Source organism: Sharpea porci, from assembly GCF_009695655.1.
Lineage (GTDB): Bacteria > Bacillota_I > Bacilli_A > Erysipelotrichales > Coprobacillaceae > Sharpea > Sharpea porci.
On the sequence record NZ_VUNM01000003.1, the window covers coordinates 64,640 to 82,740 of the forward strand.

Annotated in this window: 13 protein-coding genes; 8 read left to right on the forward strand and 5 right to left on the reverse strand. The window is 37.1% G+C overall.

What is annotated here, in order from left to right; translation table 11 throughout:
* Nucleotides 1-156 precede the first annotated feature (156 nt).
* Nucleotides 157-1,092 (forward strand): TRM11 family SAM-dependent methyltransferase, encoded by a 936-nt coding sequence (locus FYJ79_RS02855; protein ID WP_154514456.1) that lies wholly within the window; start codon nt 157-159, stop codon nt 1,090-1,092.
* Nucleotides 1,089-1,955, forward strand: a complete 867-nt coding sequence (locus tag FYJ79_RS02860; RefSeq protein WP_195836996.1) for a diacylglycerol/lipid kinase family protein — start codon at nt 1,089-1,091, stop codon at nt 1,953-1,955. The genes FYJ79_RS02855 and FYJ79_RS02860 overlap by 4 nt, the downstream gene beginning before the upstream one ends.
* Here the strand turns inward: FYJ79_RS02860 and FYJ79_RS02865 are convergent.
* On the reverse strand, nt 1,912-2,784 hold the full coding sequence (locus tag FYJ79_RS02865) for a LysR family transcriptional regulator (protein ID WP_154514458.1): 873 nt from the start codon (nt 2,782-2,784) through the stop codon (nt 1,912-1,914). The two genes, FYJ79_RS02860 and FYJ79_RS02865, sit on opposite strands and share 44 nt — an antisense overlap.
* A 91-nt stretch (nt 2,785-2,875) precedes the next feature.
* Here FYJ79_RS02865 and FYJ79_RS02870 point away from each other — a divergent pair, with 91 nt between their 5' ends.
* On the forward strand, nt 2,876-4,588 hold the full coding sequence (locus FYJ79_RS02870) for an ABC transporter ATP-binding protein (RefSeq protein ID WP_154514459.1): 1,713 nt from the start codon (nt 2,876-2,878) through the stop codon (nt 4,586-4,588).
* Nucleotides 4,578-6,323, forward strand: a complete 1,746-nt coding sequence (locus FYJ79_RS02875; protein WP_154514460.1) for an ABC transporter ATP-binding protein — start codon at nt 4,578-4,580, stop codon at nt 6,321-6,323. The genes FYJ79_RS02870 and FYJ79_RS02875 overlap by 11 nt, the downstream gene beginning before the upstream one ends.
* Nucleotides 6,324-6,373: 50 nt before the next feature.
* Here the strand turns inward: FYJ79_RS02875 and FYJ79_RS02880 are convergent, their stop codons facing one another.
* From FYJ79_RS02880 to FYJ79_RS02890, 3 genes are all read right to left on the reverse strand, one after another.
* Nucleotides 6,374-7,108 carry an alpha/beta fold hydrolase gene (locus tag FYJ79_RS02880; protein WP_154514461.1) on the reverse strand — a complete coding sequence of 245 codons (735 nt, stop codon included), beginning with the start codon at nt 7,106-7,108 and terminating at the stop codon, nt 6,374-6,376.
* A gap of 73 nt (nt 7,109-7,181) precedes the next feature.
* Complete coding sequence (locus FYJ79_RS02885; protein WP_154514462.1) at nt 7,182-10,751, reverse strand: UvrD-helicase domain-containing protein; 3,570 nt, start codon at nt 10,749-10,751, stop codon at nt 7,182-7,184.
* Complete coding sequence (locus tag FYJ79_RS02890) at nt 10,744-13,371, reverse strand: PD-(D/E)XK nuclease family protein (protein ID WP_154514463.1); 2,628 nt, start codon at nt 13,369-13,371, stop codon at nt 10,744-10,746. The genes FYJ79_RS02885 and FYJ79_RS02890 overlap by 8 nt, the downstream gene beginning before the upstream one ends.
* 221 nt (nt 13,372-13,592) lie before the next feature.
* Between FYJ79_RS02890 and FYJ79_RS02895 the strand changes: the two genes are divergently transcribed.
* The gene (locus tag FYJ79_RS02895; RefSeq protein WP_154514464.1) at nt 13,593-14,021 is read left to right on the forward strand and encodes a flavodoxin; all 429 of its coding nucleotides are present in this window, start codon (nt 13,593-13,595) and stop codon (nt 14,019-14,021) included.
* A 26-nt stretch (nt 14,022-14,047) separates the two neighbouring features.
* On the opposite strand, the gene asnA is transcribed toward FYJ79_RS02895, so the two are convergent.
* Nucleotides 14,048-15,061 carry an aspartate--ammonia ligase gene (asnA, locus tag FYJ79_RS02900; RefSeq protein WP_154514465.1) on the reverse strand — a complete coding sequence of 338 codons (1,014 nt, stop codon included), beginning with the start codon at nt 15,059-15,061 and terminating at the stop codon, nt 14,048-14,050.
* A 188-nt stretch (nt 15,062-15,249) separates the two neighbouring features.
* On the opposite strand from asnA, the gene thrC reads away from it, so the two are divergent.
* From thrC to pth2, 3 genes are read left to right on the forward strand one after another with little or no spacing between them, the layout of a single operon-like run.
* On the forward strand, nt 15,250-16,734 hold the full coding sequence (gene thrC / locus FYJ79_RS02905; protein ID WP_154514466.1) for a threonine synthase: 1,485 nt from the start codon (nt 15,250-15,252) through the stop codon (nt 16,732-16,734).
* A gap of 1 nt (nt 16,735) precedes the next feature.
* A complete protein-coding gene (gene thrB, locus FYJ79_RS02910; protein WP_154514467.1) occupies nt 16,736-17,629 on the forward strand; it encodes a homoserine kinase in 894 nt (297 codons plus the stop codon).
* Between the two features lie 55 nt (nt 17,630-17,684).
* Nucleotides 17,685-18,101 carry an aminoacyl-tRNA hydrolase gene (pth2, locus tag FYJ79_RS02915; protein ID WP_195836997.1) on the forward strand — a complete coding sequence of 139 codons (417 nt, stop codon included), beginning with the start codon at nt 17,685-17,687 and terminating at the stop codon, nt 18,099-18,101.

The following is an 18,101-nucleotide window of genomic DNA, read 5'->3' on the forward strand; positions in this document are numbered from 1 at the left end:
CGACAAAGGCTACAAAGAGGAAGAGCTGTGGTGTATCCAGTTTCTCTTTGAGCCTGTTTATATAGTGGTTAATAATAACACCTCCTAGGTTTCGAGAATATTTTACTATTTATCAATATTCATGACAATGACTTCTAAAAAAGATATACTGAGTACATGAACTATTTATATGTAATAAATTATTTTGAACCTGATGAAGAGAATATCTGTCAGGAAGAATTTCAAGTCTTTTTTCAACAACCTTTCACATCTCGTTATCACTTCTCACAACTTGATATTCCTTTTACGCGTTCGGTCTTTATTAAAGATCGTCTTACTATCCTTGCATCTAATTCTTCTTTAACCATGCTTTTAAAAGAAGTAGAGAAGTTAGAGCTGTATTCTGATTGTTTTAAGGTTATCTATTATAAAAATGCTTTGACACATTTAGACTATCGTACTTCCTTAAGCTATTGTTCTAGGCTCTCTGAGGTTATTGGTGGGGATACTGATCTCGTTCATCCTCAGGATATCTTTGCTTTGACTTATATTGAAGGTGTTTACTATTTTGGGAAACTTGAAAAGAATAATAGCTGGCATAAGTATGAACATAAGCCCTATTCCTATTCCCATTCTTTATCGATTAAAGCTGCACGCTGTGCTATTAATCTTGGCAATGGAACACATGATGACTTAAAGATCATTGATCCATGTTGTGGTGTTGGGACGGTTGTCTTAGAAGGTTTAGCCATGGGGCTAGATATAAGGGGTAGTGATATTAACCGTGATGTAAGCTATAAGGGACGGTTAAATATAGAACATTTTGGCTATGATCCATTGCTTATTACAAGACGTGATATTCATGATATTACTGAATATTATGATCTTGCGATTATTGATGTACCCTATGGTGTTTATTCCCACATCTCTCAAGAACAACAGCTTGATTTAATCAATGAAGCTTGTCATATTGCATCTAATTGTGTGGCGATTACACATGTTGAATATGATGAAGCGTTTAAGGCCATGCATTTAAGCTACCAACATAAATGTTATTTGAGAAAAGGGAACTTTTATCGCTATTTCTATGTACTAGAAAGGGAAGATATATGAAACATGTATTTTTATTAAAATCAGAAGGCACAACCCATTCCTTTTTGCCTACGATTCATCAAATCATGAAAGGCTATGATTATGATATTCATATTTCTCAATATCCCAATCATGTCTTGAAGATTATGAAGAATTATCCGACACCTGTACGTGTCTATGTTGTAGGTGGGGATGGGTTTATGAATCAGGTTGTTCAGGCACTTGTGCATACTAAACATGAAATGGTTGTTATTCCCTATGGTACTGGTAATGACTTTTCGCGTTATATCAATAATGGGGTGAGAAAGCCAGAAGACGTATTAAGAGACTCTTTACAATGGAAGGCCCAAAGAATTGATACTGTGAAAATGAATGATATCTATTATGTGAATTCTGGCTGTTTTGGCATTGATGCTGCCATTGCGAATCATGTCCATGATGTTGTCAATGTGCCATTCGTCCCAGAATCTAAGAGCTATATTCTTTCAATCATAAGAAATATTAAGACCTATGATTTCAACTATGTCACAATTAAAAGCGAAAATCATATTTTATATGAAGGTAGAGTGACATTATGTGCAATCAATAACGGGCATTATTATGGTGGTGGTTTTGAAATCACCCCACAAGCCTCACTGACTGATGGTTATCTTGATATGGTGATTTTAGAGAAAATTCATAAATTCAATGCCCCCTATTATATTCGCCATATACTGACAAGAACACTTTCTCAAATCAAAAAGACCCACACCTATAAGGTGCAGGCCTGTGATGTCTATTGTCATTGTTCAGGCAATTTTGATGGTGAAGAGATCTTGAGTGACCATTATCACTTTGAAATTAATGCGGGCTCTTTAAGCCTTGTGTGCCAAAGAGTTTTATAAATTCTTTAGCTCGTTGAGATATTTCATCATCTTTACGCATAGCGATGGAGACAGCTGTATAAAGGGCTTCATCTTTAAGCTCTACAGCTTTTAAATTCATATTTTCAATGAGTGGTAGAGCTGTCTTAGGAATAATCGCAACCTGGGAAAGAACATGACTCCAGAAGATGGATGTACGGCAATCATCAGCCTGTATATGAATATTGGGATTAAAAGAAAGAGTGTTGATGGCATATTCAGTGATGACGGGGTGGTATCTGCGATGGACGATTAAAGGATAATCTTTATAGTCAATGAGATGATTTTTATTTTCATCAATGATTTCTCGAGGACCAATGGCTACCATTGGTTCTTTTTCAAAGAAATAGGCTTTGATATTTAATCCATCGAAAGGTGTTCTAATAAAACCAATATCAATGTCATGGGCAATAAGATTATCGATGATTTCTCTTGTCGTACCTTCTTTAATACGAAGATGGAGAGTGGGATTCGCTTTGATATAATTGACAACAGCGTTTTCATGAAGCAAAGGACTGTTGGAAGACGTTACACCAATACGCAATGTCTCCTTAGAAACATTCTTCATTTCATGGATTGTCAGTTCTTCAAGCGCAAGCATCTGACAAGCACGACGATAGAATAAACGCCCCGCACTGGTAAGTGTGATATGACGACGTCCACGGATCAATAAGCCCGTACCAAGTTCTTCTTCCAGGCTTTTTAGCTGCATGGAAAGAGGTGGCTGAGCCATATGTAATTTAATAGCGGCTTTAGAGATTGTTCCTTCATCTACAATGGTTTTAAAGTAGAGCATCTGTTTAATATCCATAAGCATATCTCCTACATATAATATAAATATCTAACATATATTTGTAATATAATACTAAAAAAATTATAATTTGACAAGAAGGAGAAGGAAAATGTTTTGGAAAAAGTATTTTAAGCCCTATAAATGGCAAGGCATTCTCGGCTTTTTCTTTAAGCTTGTTGAAGCCTTTTTTGAGTTAATGGTGCCAGTTGTAGTCGCTAAGATTATTGATCAAGGTATTGCGAAAGGCAATACGACATATATTATTCATATGGGAATTGTGATGTTTGTTTTAGCTTTAGCTGGTTATGGATCAGCTATCATCTGTCAATATTATGCCTCGTTGACATCCCAAGGCATGGGGACGTTAATGCGTAGAGATATGTTTGAAGCTATTAATAACTATGATTATGAAGATTTGGATACTTTAGGTACACCTACACTCATTACAAGAATCACTAATGATGTCAATCAGCTTCAATTAGCGATTGCGATGACGATTCGCTTACTGTCACGTTCACCATTTATCATTATTGGTTCACTTGTGATGGCCTTTATTCTCAACTGGCAGGTAGGCTTAGTTTTCTTAGTCATCTCACCACTGATTGCCTTCGCTATTTATTTTGTCATGAGTCACACACAGCCTATCTATCATCGTATTAATAAGTTAATGGATAAGATCAGCTTAATCACAAGAGAAAACTTATCCGGTGTACGTGTTATTCGTGCATTCAATAAACAAGATAATGAAAAGAAGCGTTTTTTCGAAACGACAAAAGCGCAAAAAGATGAACAAGTGCATGCGGGCTATTTATCATCACTGATGAATCCAGCCACAACAATCATCGTTAATACAGGTATTATTCTTATTCTCTATGTCAGTGCAATTAAAGTCAACTTAGGAACATTGACACAGGGAGAAGTTATCGCCTTAATTAACTATATGAACGCAATCATGCTTTCAATGTATGCCTTTGCGAATGTCATTCTTATTTATGTCAAGGCAACAGCAGCTTCGCAGCGTGTTCAAGAAGTTTTAAATCTTAAGCCAAGTATGGTTGAAGGAAGTCAAGATATGCCTGATAGCTATAACCACTTCATTACATTTGACGATGTAAGCTTCAGCTATAAAGAAGGTCATGCTCTTGAACATCTATCATTTACGATCAATGAAGGAGAAACAGTGGGGATTATTGGCGGTACTGGTTCAGGCAAGAGTACGCTCGTTAACTTAATTCCTCGTTTCTATGATGCCACAGAAGGTCGTATTCTCATTAAGGATCAGTCTATCAAAGATTACCAATATGATACATTGCGACATATGATTGGTATTGTTCCCCAGTCAGCAACACTCTTTAGTGGGACAATTAAAGAGAACTTGCTTTGGGGCAATAGCAGTGCAAGTGATGAAGATCTAAATCTTGCCATTAACATCTCCCAGTCAAAGGAATTTATCGACAAGTTACCTGATGACTTAAAAACAAAGATAGAAGCAGGTGGAAAGAATGTCTCTGGTGGACAGCGTCAGCGTCTTACAATTGCAAGAGCTCTTGTCAGAAAGCCAGAAATTCTCATTCTTGATGACTCAGCAAGTGCTCTTGATTTTGCGACAGATGCTAAACTTCGTCGTGATATCAAGAAAATGCATACGACTTCAATCATCGTTTCTCAACGTGTCTCTGCCATCATGAATTCGGACAAGATTCTTGTCCTAGATCATGGTAAGCTTGCAGCAATGGGTACACATGATGAACTCTTAAAGACATGTACGCTCTATCAAGAAATTGTGAAATCACAGATGGAAGGAGAGAACAATGAAAAATAAAAATACGCTTGCACGCTTAATGCGCTTTATCTCTCCCTATAAATCCTATCTTATTTTTGCCTTAATCTTCTCCGCTGTTAATATTGTTTTTACTTTGATGACTCCAGTACTTATTGGTCGTGCAATTGATACTATGATTGGTAAAGGGAAAGTTCATTTCTCTTATCTCTCTATTCGTATTGTACAGATCATTATTACTGTTATTCTAGCTGCTATCACTAACTATCTTGTTGGTCGTTTCTCTTCTAAGATGACATTTGAAATCACAAAGGATTTACGTGATCAGTTATTTGCGAAATACCATGCCTTACCACTTAAATATATTGATTCTCATCCTCATGGTGATCTCATGAGTCGTATGATTGCGGATATAGATTTAATTTCTGATGGCTTGCTGCAGGGCTTTACAAATCTCTTTGCCGGGGTAGCGACAATTATTGGGACAATTGGTTTCATGTTGGCCATTAATGTCAAGATTGCCTTAATCGTCATTGTATTAACACCTATTTCTTTAATCGTATCAAGTCAGATTGCGACAAGAGTCTACAAATACTTTCAGGAACAGCTCGCTATTCGTGGAGAGCTTTCCGGTTATGTTGAAGAAATGATTGGTAATCAGAAGGTCGTTAAAGCTTTTTCACATGAGGAAGTCAATAAAGCAGACTTTGATGAAATCAATCAGCGCTTATTTGTCAGTGGTGTCAAGAGTCAGTTCTTAGGCGCACTCGTCAATCCTTCAACACGTTTTGTGAATGCCATTGTCTATGGGGCTGTGACCATCTTTGGAGCTTTTACAGTGTTAAATGGTGGTATTACAGTTGGGGCACTTTCTTCGTTCTTAACTTATGCTTCTCAGTATACAAAGCCATTCAATGATATCTCCAATGTCTTTACTGAACTTGAGACAGCCTTAGCTTGTGCTGATCGTGTCTTTAAGATCATTGATGAAGAGGAGATTGTTGAACCTAGAAATGCTAAGACAATTGAACATCCCCAAGGTGATATTAAGATTGATTCAGTTCAATTCTCCTATGTACCTGAAAAACCACTTATTGATGACTTTAATCTAGATGTCAAGGCGGGCCAGACAATCGCAATTGTTGGTCCAACAGGATGTGGTAAAACAACATTGATTAATTTATTGATGAGGTTTTATGATCCATTAAAGGGAACAATTACTATTGATGGCGTCAATATCCAACATATGAATCGTCATTATATGCGTTCACTCTATGGCATGGTTTTACAGGATACATGGTTATTCAAGGGGACAATTAAGGACAATATTGCATATGGATCATCAAATCCAACAGATGATCAAATCATTCAGGCAGCGAAGAATGCCCATGCGCATAAATTCATTATGCAGCTTAAAGATGGCTATAATGCTTTGCTTCAGGAAGAAGGCAGCAACCTCTCCCAAGGCCAGCGTCAGTTATTATGTATTGCCCGTATTATGTTAGCTGATCCACCAATGTTGATATTGGATGAAGCAACATCCTCAATCGATACAAGAACTGAACGTCAGATTCAGTCAGCCTTTGATGAAATGATGAAAGGTAGAACAACCTTTATTGTTGCCCATCGTCTTTCAACCATTGAAAAAGCAGATAAGATTATAGTCATGAATGATGGTCATATTCTTGAGCAGGGTACACATAAGGAATTACTAGCTAAGCAAGGCTTCTACCACAAGCTCTACTATTCTCAATTTGATACTTCTACAAACAGTTAGCCTCATGCTAGCTGTTTTTTTGGTGAAAAGAAAAGACTGGATGACCAGTCTTAGTTTCTAAATAAGCGTTTTAATAGACGAACATAGTGATGAGGATGCTGCAAGGAGAACTGCCCATGCGTCATACCTAGAATCTGATACATTTGGCTATAAGGAATGGTCTCATTAATATAACGTGCTGACATGCGTGTATTATGAGGCTCTTTTTCACCAAAGATAATTAATGTTCGAGCTGAAGTGTTCTTTAAAGTAGGAGGTAAAGTGAATTTGTATTCTTCTTCAATAAAATGTTCAAAAGAAATACTAGAAATACTCTTAAGTGTTTCATGATAACGTGTATTGAGTTCTTTAGGAAGACCTGTGGCAGCGGCCTGGCGAGAAGAAAACCAACGATATTTAGTGAGATTGGATATCGACAAGGCCACCTTAGGAGCTAGGGAGGAAAGACCCTTTGTAGGATAGAGATCGACACTCTCAATAATCGCATAATCAGCAATATTGGAATTCTTGCTGAGGACTTCAAGGACGATCTTGGACCCAAAAGCTAACCCACCTAGGGCGTAGACATGCCCATCACATTTGTTATGAATGAACATCATAATCTTATTGGCTTCATCTTCAATTGACTGAAATTCTTCATCAATACCATCAAGTATCGGTAAGACAACATGGTATTCTTTTGCTAGTTCGTCCTTAATATCCGTATATGCCCAATAAGATAATCCAATATCATGCACCAACATAATCGTTGGTAACTTTGGGTTGCCATACTCTACAAATCTCATATTCTCACATCTTCCTTTTCAACTATCCTATTTACAATTTTACAAAAAGTAAGGGAAATAAGCAATGATTTCCCTATACTTCAATCATTTGATTTGTTTCTAAATAGTATACATAGCCTTTTACTGGCTTATGGAATTGTTTTGTCAGTATTTCTTTGTAGGTTTCTAGCTGAATACGATGTTTATCTTGTAATTTCTTGTAGGAATTGGTAGATGTGATGTGGTCTGTCTTGTAGTCAAGCACATAGACATCATCGTCATGGATGAAGACAATATCAAAGATACCATTGATGACTTGTTCGCCATTGAAGTAGCGAAAAGGCTTTTCCTTGAAGAATGTACTTTCGGCAATAAGCTGATAGACTGCACTGTTTCTAAAGTCATCAAGATGGGGCTGATATTGACATATAAGCTGATATTCTTCATCTGTAAACATTCCTTCATCTTGTAGACGATTAATAAGAGAAGTAAAGTCTGTTTGATCGAATGGACAATAATAAAGGACATTATGAACAAGTGTACCAAGACTTAAGGCTTCTTCACGTTTTGATGATTGATTTTCAAGATGTTCAAAGCCTTCTTCATCAGCTAATGCTTGTAATGTTGTTACGGCAATGGAACGTTCTTTGTCCTGATAAGGATAGACATAGTTGTAATAATCTTGAACTTTATGATATTGGTCTATGGCATCAAGGGCGTGCTTTTGAGGCATTGTGCTTGTGATATCGGCTAAGCTTTGTATTTCAAGATGGAAACGTGCTAGGGCTGTTTCTTCATTATTGAGCTTTGAGAAGCCTGTACGTCTTAAATCAAGATTTGGTGTAATAGAAGGAATGAAGTGCTTGAGATCATTCTCGACATCAGGATGACGCATTAAAGCCATCATGATCCAGTCAAAGAAACAATTCACTTTTCTAAGATGGTTGTTGAAGATGACGGTGTTGTTGGAAGGACGATTCGGGTCGCTCTCGTTAGCTTGTACTTTGGCGGCAAGATCAATGAGGCGCTTTTCATCATCAATAATACCAGTCATAATCAATTTCTTTTCAGCACGCGTTAAGGCGACATAGAGAATACGCATCTCTTCATCAACAGCTTCTTTATGAATGGCTTTTCCAATGAGATTACGATAGGGATTTTCATATTCCACAAGAACATTCCCAAATTCATCTGTCTCTCTGAATTGACGATATTTAGAAGCAATACCATTAGCCTGATCCATCAAGATATAAGATGTTTCATCAGTAGTATTAAATTTATGCTGCATATTAGAAAGGAAAACCACTTTAAACTGCAAACCTTTTGATTTATGAATTGTCATAAATTCAACGGCATTGCTTTCATCACTAGCAATTTTACCTGGTGACTTCTGGACACCTGAATCGACAAAGTCCACAAAGTCCTCAAGATAGCGATATTCATTGCTTGAACGAGCGAGTTCTACCAATGTATCAATATTACTAGAGCGTTGTTCACCATTAATAAGTGAAGAAACAAAGTCCTGATAACGACTTGCTTCTAGAATCGCAATGAGGGTTTCGTAAGGTGATGAAGTAAGGGCAATTTTCCGCAAATTTTCAAAAGTATCGATAAAGAGAACACTCTTATAAGTTCCTGCTTTCTTCACATCTTCATAGAGACTTTCAGGCTGTTCACTTTGATCACGTAAGGCAAGAAGCTCATTTTCATCAAAGTGGGAAAAGACAAAGTTATTATGGAGTACACTTGTCATGGCAATATCATCATAGGGATTAATAAGTGCTTTCAGGAGGGCAATAAGAGAAAGAGCTTCATTTGAATCAAAGAGACCTTTGGAAAGTGTAATGTTGGCAGGAATGCCATAATTTTCAAAGATTTTTTTGTAGGTAATGAAGTCAGTTGTATTACGCATTAAGATGGCAAAGTCTTTGAATGCATAACCATCTTCTTCATGCATCTTGATAATCTTAGAAGCAATCATGTGGGCTTCTAGCTCAGATTTAGTATAGTCCTTTGTTTTCTCGCTAAAGCCAATCATGACTTCGCTATCATAATCATGAATAAGGCTTAATTCTTCTAAGCTTCTCTTTTTAACGACATAATCATATCTTAATAAGGCATTAGGGTCATTGAAGTACTCAAGACCACCAATTTCATTATCCATAATACAATCAAAAATATAATTAATACTATCAAGAACAGCCTTCTCACTACGATAATTATGTTTTAAATCAATACGGATAAACTGATCTTGATCAGTAGCTAATTCATAAGGAACATAACTATCAAACTTTTCTTTAAAGATTCTTGGATCGGCCTGACGGAAACGATAGATGGATTGTTTCATATCACCTACCATGAACATTGGTACAACCTGTAAGCCTTTATGATCATGAGCTTGTCCCGCAAGCTTTAAGACAAGATTTTCTTGTATCTGGTTTGTATCCTGATATTCATCAAGCATGATTTCCTTAAGGGAGGCATTGATGGTTTGAAGGACAGGAAGATCGTCTGAGAGCAGTTTTGTGGCATATTCTTCTAAGTCGTGGAAGTCAAGCTGATTGAGGCGTTTCTTTTCTTCACGGTAAGCGAACTGGAAGGATTCGAGCAGGCCACCATTTCCAAGCAAGAATTGAATATCTTGGAAGCTTAAATTTAAGAGCTCTTCAAATTCATGCAAGTCTTCAATCCAGATAAGTTCCTTCAATCCATTAATAGGAGCCATAACAGCTTTCTTTAAATTTTCAAAACGTTTACGTCTTTGATCATCCTTCTCTATTCCCATCTCCTTCCATGCCATATTGACAGAAGAAGCAGGTTTGTCTTTAAGCAGGGAACAGAATGTATCATAAGTCAATGGATGTTTAAAGGCATCTACATGACTCATAAGATATGTACTGAGTGACTCAGCAATCGATACTTTCTTTTCGTTGCCAGTAAAGAAGGATTCAAAGTTCTCTTTTGAACAATAGTTTTCTAGCGTATTGTAGTTAGATAAAGCATCTTCAAAGGCATCCTTGTAGCTTCTTACTAGTAAGCTAAAGATGGGGGAAGATGAGAAATCATCAATGTGATAGTATGTCTGATAGAATTCTTGTAAAGTTTCTTGGAAATTGACATAGGAGCCAGTAGATGAATTGTAGTTGATGAGTGTCTTTTTGAGGTCATCAAAGTTATTTTTTAAGTTATGACGACGACAATAATCCTGGAATTGAGGATTGACAACCCACTTATGGAAACATTGATCAAGCACCGTACTTTGAATAAGTTCAGGTGAAGCATTGACTTCAAATCCTGGCATCACACCAACAAGATAGCCATATTTCTCTAAGAGTACTTTACAGAATGAGTCAAAGGTTGTCATATAGGACTGAGGAAGCTTGAGGAGCTGGCGTTCGATATGGGCTTTTGTCTCTTGGTCAATAGATGGATCAGCTAAGTCTTCATGAAGCTGCAAGCTTAAACGCTGTTTCATTTCTTTACCAGCTGCATCTGTAAAAGTGAGGACAAGAAAGTTATCTATTTCATAACGATCACCCTCAATCAAACGACGCATTCTCTCAACCAGAATCCTTGTCTTACCTGAGCCAGCTGGCGCACTGACAAGAATGGTCTTGCCCCTTGTCATAATGGCTTGTTCTTGTTCTTTATTGAAGCTACTCATTGTCGTTGCCCTCCTTTAAAGTGTTGAGATATTTACTTTTGATGAGCTTGTTTTCATTATAGAAGACATCAAAGAGACAAACACTCTTATAATCACAGAATGTACATGGGTAGATGGCTGCATTTTTATTGTCGGATTGGGTTGGGAAAATAGGAATATTACCTGCTCTCAGCTTTTCATAGAGGTCGGTAATATAGTCAGTAATACAGGCCATAAGAAAATCTAATTTCTCCTTTGAAATGATATGACTATGGGAATCAGGCTCACCATTCGTCTTGAGCTTGACAGGAATGGATGTGATATCACAAGCATTTGTGACTGTATACTTCTCATCATCAATGACATAGCCTTTCATTGTAAACTGGGCATGATATTTATCGAGGTCGAATTTTGAATGAAGGGTATATTTTTTATCAATCGCATGTGTCAGAATACGGCGTTTCATCGAATAATAAAGTATTGCGCCAGGATCTAAGTTTGTCTCTTTCTTCAACAAATCAAGATAGACAAGCATCTGGATATTAAAGCCCTGTGCTGCAAAGTCCAAATTAAGATCCTTATCCCCACTCTTATAATCAATAATACGCATATAATGATCAAAACAATCCACACGATCAATAATCCCTCCCACAGGAATATCTCCAAACATCCCTTGTACTGGCTGCTCATATCCAGTCACAGTAAAAGAATCATGATCCAACTGATTTCTTACAACCCGCACATTCACTTTCATATCTTCAACCAAGTGATCAATAAAGAATTTATTGATCATATTCGCCTGATATTTCTTTTCAAGATGATCATGAATATAATCAAAAGCATGTTCATGAACATGTTCAGGATCATCCAGACATTTCTCCATAATATAATGAGCTAATGAACCTAATTCCGTAGGCTTAAGACTATCATCAATCGTAGGATAAATACGTAAACCATATTTTAAGTAATACTGGAAGGGACACTTGTTGTAGGTTTCAATACGACTCACACTCATCCCTTTACCAAGACGATCACGATAGACTTCATCAATGATCACCGCATTATTCTTAGAAGCAATATAGTTATCAATGGCTTCGTTAATAGGATGATCAGGCAGTCTTGAACCTCTTAAATAGAGCTGTTCATGATGAATCATCATAGAAATTGATGGTTCAGTCAGTTCATAAAGATCTTCAAAACGACTCATCAGGGTTGACTTCATAACTTCCTTACCATCCATATCGGCATTACTGTAGGAAAGGGTGAGAGAAGACAAAGGATTATGAAGAGTGCGAATAATCTGCATATAAATCAGTCCCTGGCGTTCAATTAGAGAAAGGGGATGAACGGTCATATGGCTGAAGTCTTCTTCAAGAAGAATACCTTCATCACTAATAACCTCTGGTACACTGCCTTCATTTAAGCCAAGAATATAGAGATGCTTAGGAGTTGCACTTAGGGCATGATGAAAATCGGTGACGATAATGGCATCATGTGTTGGTTCACTCACCTGATGACTGCTTAAAATATGGACAAGGAAGTAGAAGTATTCATAGGGCGTGATGGAATCATCGCTATTGAATTGTTCTAGTAAAGCTTTGTAGTCATTATTGAGATCAAGCTTGTTAAGGGCTTGACTGATATCATGGAATGTCTGTAGCTGCATAGTAGGGAGGGCATTTTTGATTTTGATGAACGAAGGATCATAGTAGAAGAGTGTTGTATCTTCGATTGTATGACTATAGTGCCATTGATCAAAGATTGTCTTTAAATAATCCTGATACAAATCATCTTTGGTAATGATCATAAAATCAGAAAAATGGGCTTTCTCCTTCACAATCTTTTCTTTGATATCAGCTGTGACTTTGAGAATTTCCTGGCGATAATTTCCACCCCTGATGACATGAGCTTCACCAATCTTGTCAACAGGAACAATATCAAAAAGATGCTTGGCAATTCCATCTTGATCAGTATGATGATTGATATGAGGTCCTTCATAGAAGTGATGAAGAACGCATTCTAGACGCTCTTCGCCATCACAGCTTAAAAGCATTGTGACATTTGTATAAGCATCAAGCTTTGTAAAAAGAGCACGTTGACTGAGGCTGACATAGTCATCACCAATGACATAGATATCCTCATTGATACTTTCATCGATATAATCAAGAACAACCTCATCTAAAGAAAAATAAGTATTATCAATATGTAGTAAATGATCAATCGTCTTAAGCTCAGCAAGCTTTTCACGAGTAAGATCATTATCAACATCTTCATAAGGGATTTTGTTTTCATGCAAGAGCTTTAAAGCTTTTATGATTTCATCAATTAAGCTATAGGGATTGGTTGAAAGTTTGAAAAATTGAAAGGTGTTTGTGAGTAGGATATGTCTAATGTTGTAGACTAGTGTTGGGGTATTGTATATCTTTGTATTAAAGATATGTTTTTTGACTAGTAAGTCTCTTTCAAAGTTAATGAGTGACTTGATTTCAATATTAAAGAGAACATCAGTATGTTGGAAAAAGATGTCTTCGACATATTCAGGATGTTCTGTAATGATGATAGTGGGTGTTGATGTAGTGGCAATCTCTTTGGCAAGTGTATCAAGCTTGTGATAGAGATCAAAGCCTTCAATAATCTGCATAGCTATTCCTCCTAGACCCTATTCTAGCAGTTTTTAAAAGTGCTTGCATAAAAAAGGGGCGATATAATCCCTATATAGGGATTATATTTAAAAAGTTAAAAAAGTTTATAAAAACCATATTAGTCTAAAATGAACTGAGTCATCAACAAGGTAGAACTCATTGTCAGATATTGGTAGAATGTGCTTAGAAATCTATGAAACTATAAAAGAAGGTGAAGAAGATGAATGAGAAGATTGCGATTGCGTATTTTTCCCATACTGGAAATACAAAACAGGCTGCTAAGAAATTACAGAGAGAAGTAGGCGGAGACTTGATAGAAATAAGGAAGCGTCGACCTTATCGATCAAGTGAAAAAGTGATGATTGTAAGAGCTATCTTGGATCGACTTTCAGGTAGCTTGCCAGCCCTAAGTGAAATACCGCATATTAAAGATTATGACAAAGTCTATCTTGGTTTTCCTATCTGGTGTGGGCGTTGTCCTCAGATTATCATTAGCTTTGCGAAGCTAAGTGATCTTTATACCGGGACAATTATTCCCTTCTATACAAGTGGTGGATCTTTGGCTGGTAATAGTCAAGCTAAGCTTCAGCGTATCTATAAATATGCGAAAGTAGAAGAACCAATCAATATGAATAAAAAGACCCAATAGAATTTCTATCGGGTTTTTTTCTGAGATTATAAAAGTGGAATGTTATGTTCTTCGCAAGCTTTATAAGTATCATCATCCCATAATGAAGCCTGAACTTCACCAATATGACACTTTCTTAAGAAGTACATGCAGATACGGCTTTGGCCAATACCACCACCAATGGATAATGGAAGTACATGGTTGACAATATTCTGATGATAAGGTAAGTCAAGTCTTGCTTCTTCATGTGTCTTGGCAAGCTGTTCTTTAAGGGCTTTTTCGTCAACACGAATACCCATTGATGAGAGTTCTAATGCTTCATCAAGAACAGGATTGTAGACAAGAATATCACCGTTAAGTGACCAGTCATCATAGTCAGGCGCACGGCCATCATGTTTTTGACCAGATTTCAGGACATCACCAATCTGTTCAAGACAAACAGCTTTCTTTTCTTTGACAATCGCATTTTCTCTTTCCTTTGGTGTTAAATCTGGATAGAGGTCTTCGAGTTCCTGCGTTGTGATAAAAGTGATTTCTTCAGGAAGAAGAGGTTCTCCTAACTGTGGATAATGTTGGACCATAGTGAATTCGACATCAAGTAAAGCATAGTAAATGCGTTTAACAGTACGCTCAAAGAATTTTCTTGTACGATCTTCGGGATTGATCACAGCTTCCCAGTCCCACTGGTCAACATACATAGAATGCAGATTATCCAATTCCTCGTCTTTTCTAATCGCATTCATATCTGTATATAAACCTGTATGTGGTTTAAAGCCATAACGATGTAATGCATCTCTTTTCCATTTTGCCAGGGAATGGATGATTTCAATATCTTCATCATGAAGTTCAATACTCTTGAAGTGGACTGGCTGTTCGACGCCATTTAAGTTATCGTTGAGACCTGTATTCTTTAAAAGGAATAATGGGGCAGAGACACGTGTTAATCTTAACTGCTCCGCAAGTCTTCTTTCAAACGTATCTTTAATCATCTTAACAGCAACTTCTGTCTCGATGAGGTTTAACTGAGGCTTATAATCCTCAGGAATTCTAATCTTACTCATAAATATTCTCCTGTCTTTTAATGCATCCATAATATAATGATTAAAAGAAATATGCAATAAAATAATGCTGTTGTATCAATAATCAAAATATATAGGTATAGATTTATAAAAAATAGAAATATTGGAGTTGGAATTGACTTGAGATAGACAATTATATACAATGTTTTAAACGTTACAGGAGGATGGTTATGGATAAACTCTACAAAAGCACACGTGGTGGGCAGACACCAATAGATTTCTATAATGCAATCTTGCAGGGGATTGCTAGCGACGGGGGACTATTAGTGCCTGATTTTGCGTTTGAAAAGAAAGATTTACATGCATTATTAAAGCTTGATTATGTTGATTTGGCGACAGAAGTAATTTCTGCTTTTACACCGGATGGGACTAAGGAAGAAATTCGAGCTTTAGCAAATGAAGCCTATGCAACAGGTTTATTTGATGAAGGTGTTGTACCTCTCAAGAAGGCCGGCAGCCTCTATGTGGCAGAGCTCTTCCATGGTCAGACAGCAGCATTTAAAGATATGGCTTTATCACTCTTACCACATTTCATGACATATTCATTAAAGAAGAAAGGTGAAAACCGTGAAGTCATGATTTTAGCAGCAACTTCTGGCGATACTGGTAAAGCAGCTCTTGAAGGCTTTAAAGATGTCCCAGGTACAACAATTAAAGTCTTCTATCCTATTGATGGTGTTTCCAACATTCAGAAACAGCAAATGGTTACAACAACAGGCAACAATGTTGAAGTTGTTGGTATTCATGGTAATTTTGATGATGCCCAGAGAGCAGTTAAGGAAGCTTTTGCATCGGCAAAACTTAAAGCTTTATGTGAAGAACATAATGTCTTCCTGTCTTCCGCCAACTCTATTAATATTGGCCGTCTTATTCCACAGATTGTTTATTATTTCCATAGCTATTTGACATTAGTAAGAGAGGGAACAATTGAATTAGGTCATCAAGTCAATTTCACTGTTCCTTCAGGTAACTTTGGAAACTGTTTAGCAGGCTGGATTGCGAAACAAATGGGGTTACCAGTTCATCGCTTCATCGTCGCTTCCAACAAAAATAATATCTTAACAGACTTCTTTAAAACAGGCGAATATGATGCTCGTAGAGAGTTCTATAAGACAAATGCTCCAGCGATGGACATCCTTGTCTCAAGTAACTTGGAAAGACTTGTTTATTTCATGGTGAATGGTGATAGTGCTAAGGTTAAGAGTTTTATGGACGAACTCAACAAAGATGGTATTTATCGCATTGATGCAGAAACACTTAAGACAATCCAGGATCAGTTCAGCGCTGGTTTCCTATCTGAAGAAGAAGTTCTTGAAACAATCAAGACAGTCTATGTGGATCATGGTTATCTTCTTGATACACATACAGCAGTGGGCTATGGTGTCTATGAAGAATACTTTAGAAATACAGGTGATACAACACCTACAATCCTTCTTTCTACAGCTTCACCATATAAATTCCCTGAATCTGTCTATGAAGCATTAACAGGTAAGAAGGAAGATGTTTATCAAGCTATTGATGACTTACATAACTTAACAGCTGTTGAAATCCCTTATCCACTAAAAGGAATCAAGGATCGCAAAGTGCTTCATAAAGGTGTTATTGATAAAGAAGAAATCTTAGAGTTTGTCGCTAAGAGAATCGAGGAAATCTAAGATGTATGTACGTGTAAGAGTGCCTGCGACAAGTGCTAACTTGGGCCCAGGTTTTGATGTTGCTGGTCTGGCGGTTACGCTCTACAATACTTTCACCTTTGAATTGTTGGATGAAGGATTGGAAATTCTTGGCTGTCCTGAACAGTTTGCGAATAAGGACAACATGACTTATCAGGCTTTTGATGAAGCTGCTAAGGAAGTAGGACTTGATTATAAAGGTGTGCGTATTGTCACAAGTGGGGATGTGCCTTATACAAGAGGACTTGGCTCTTCTTCAACATGTATTGTTGCTGGAATTGTCGCTGCTTATGCCTTTAAAGATCGCTATGAAGACCGTCAGGATATTCTCGAACTGGCGACAAAGATTGAAGGACATCCTGATAATGTGGCGCCTGCTATCTTTGGTGGTATGACTGTTTCTGTTATGGAAGACCACAAAGTCACGACGCTCTCTTTACCAATTAAGAACGACTATCGCTTTGTCGCTCTCATTCCGCCTTTTACACTTTCTACGGCCAAAGCACGTGCTGTTTTACCTAATACATTAGAACGTGCTGATGCGATTAAAAATGTTTCCCATCTTGCATTGATGGTGGCATCGCTTATTAATGGTTATGATCAGGGGTTGAAGCTTGGCTTTAAAGACCGTCTTCATCAGCCATATCGTGGAAAACTGATTAAGAATTATTTCCCAATTATGGATGTCTTAGAAAAAGATGAAAAGATTCTTGGGGCTTATTTATCAGGTGCTGGACCAACAATCATGGCCATGATTAAAGCTGAAGATGATAAGGGCGTTGTAAGGATTAAGGAAGAACTTGGTGATCTGATTGAGGGCTGGAAAGTTGAAAAACTTGAATTAGATACTCGTGGTTATGTTTGCGATTTCTTATAATCAACGTATAATAAGTAGGACTGAAGAAGTTCTACTTTTTTTATTGGGAGGCTTTATGTATACATCAAAACAAATGATTGTGATGCGTCGTGACTTAAAAATGCGAAAAGGCAAAATAGCGGCTCAGGCTGGGCATGCATGTGTTGAGGCTGTATTGTTGGCATTGAAGAAAGAACAACGCTTTAATGAAATTAAAGAAGACAATGACTATGTTTATTTAGATACGGATGTTCATACACCCTTAACAGATTGGTTCAATAATGGAGTAGCTAAGATATGTGTCTATGTCGATAGTGAAGAAGAACTCTTAGCACTTGATCAAAAGGCTAAAGAAAAGGGCATTATATCTTGCCTGATTAAGGATGCGGGTCATACCGAATTCCACAACCAGCCAACCTATACTTGTCTTGCCTTTGAACCTCTTGAAAAAGAGGTTGCTGATGAATTAACAGGAGGATTACCATTATATTAA

Coding starts and splice junctions, on each gene's coding strand:
- FYJ79_RS02855 (WP_154514456.1), top strand. CDS start 157: ATGAACTATTTATATGTAATAAATTATTTTGAACCTGATGAAGAGAAT.
- FYJ79_RS02860 (WP_195836996.1), top strand. CDS start 1,089: ATGAAACATGTATTTTTATTAAAATCAGAAGGCACAACCCATTCCTTT.
- FYJ79_RS02865 (WP_154514458.1), bottom strand. CDS start 2,784: ATGGATATTAAACAGATGCTCTACTTTAAAACCATTGTAGATGAAGGA.
- FYJ79_RS02870 (WP_154514459.1), top strand. CDS start 2,876: ATGTTTTGGAAAAAGTATTTTAAGCCCTATAAATGGCAAGGCATTCTC.
- FYJ79_RS02875 (WP_154514460.1), top strand. CDS start 4,578: ATGAAAAATAAAAATACGCTTGCACGCTTAATGCGCTTTATCTCTCCC.
- FYJ79_RS02880 (WP_154514461.1), bottom strand. CDS start 7,108: ATGAGATTTGTAGAGTATGGCAACCCAAAGTTACCAACGATTATGTTG.
- FYJ79_RS02885 (WP_154514462.1), bottom strand. CDS start 10,751: ATGAGTAGCTTCAATAAAGAACAAGAACAAGCCATTATGACAAGGGGC.
- FYJ79_RS02890 (WP_154514463.1), bottom strand. CDS start 13,371: ATGCAGATTATTGAAGGCTTTGATCTCTATCACAAGCTTGATACACTT.
- FYJ79_RS02895 (WP_154514464.1), top strand. CDS start 13,593: ATGAATGAGAAGATTGCGATTGCGTATTTTTCCCATACTGGAAATACA.
- asnA (WP_154514465.1), bottom strand. CDS start 15,061: ATGAGTAAGATTAGAATTCCTGAGGATTATAAGCCTCAGTTAAACCTC.
- thrC (WP_154514466.1), top strand. CDS start 15,250: ATGGATAAACTCTACAAAAGCACACGTGGTGGGCAGACACCAATAGAT.
- thrB (WP_154514467.1), top strand. CDS start 16,736: ATGTATGTACGTGTAAGAGTGCCTGCGACAAGTGCTAACTTGGGCCCA.
- pth2 (WP_195836997.1), top strand. CDS start 17,685: ATGTATACATCAAAACAAATGATTGTGATGCGTCGTGACTTAAAAATG.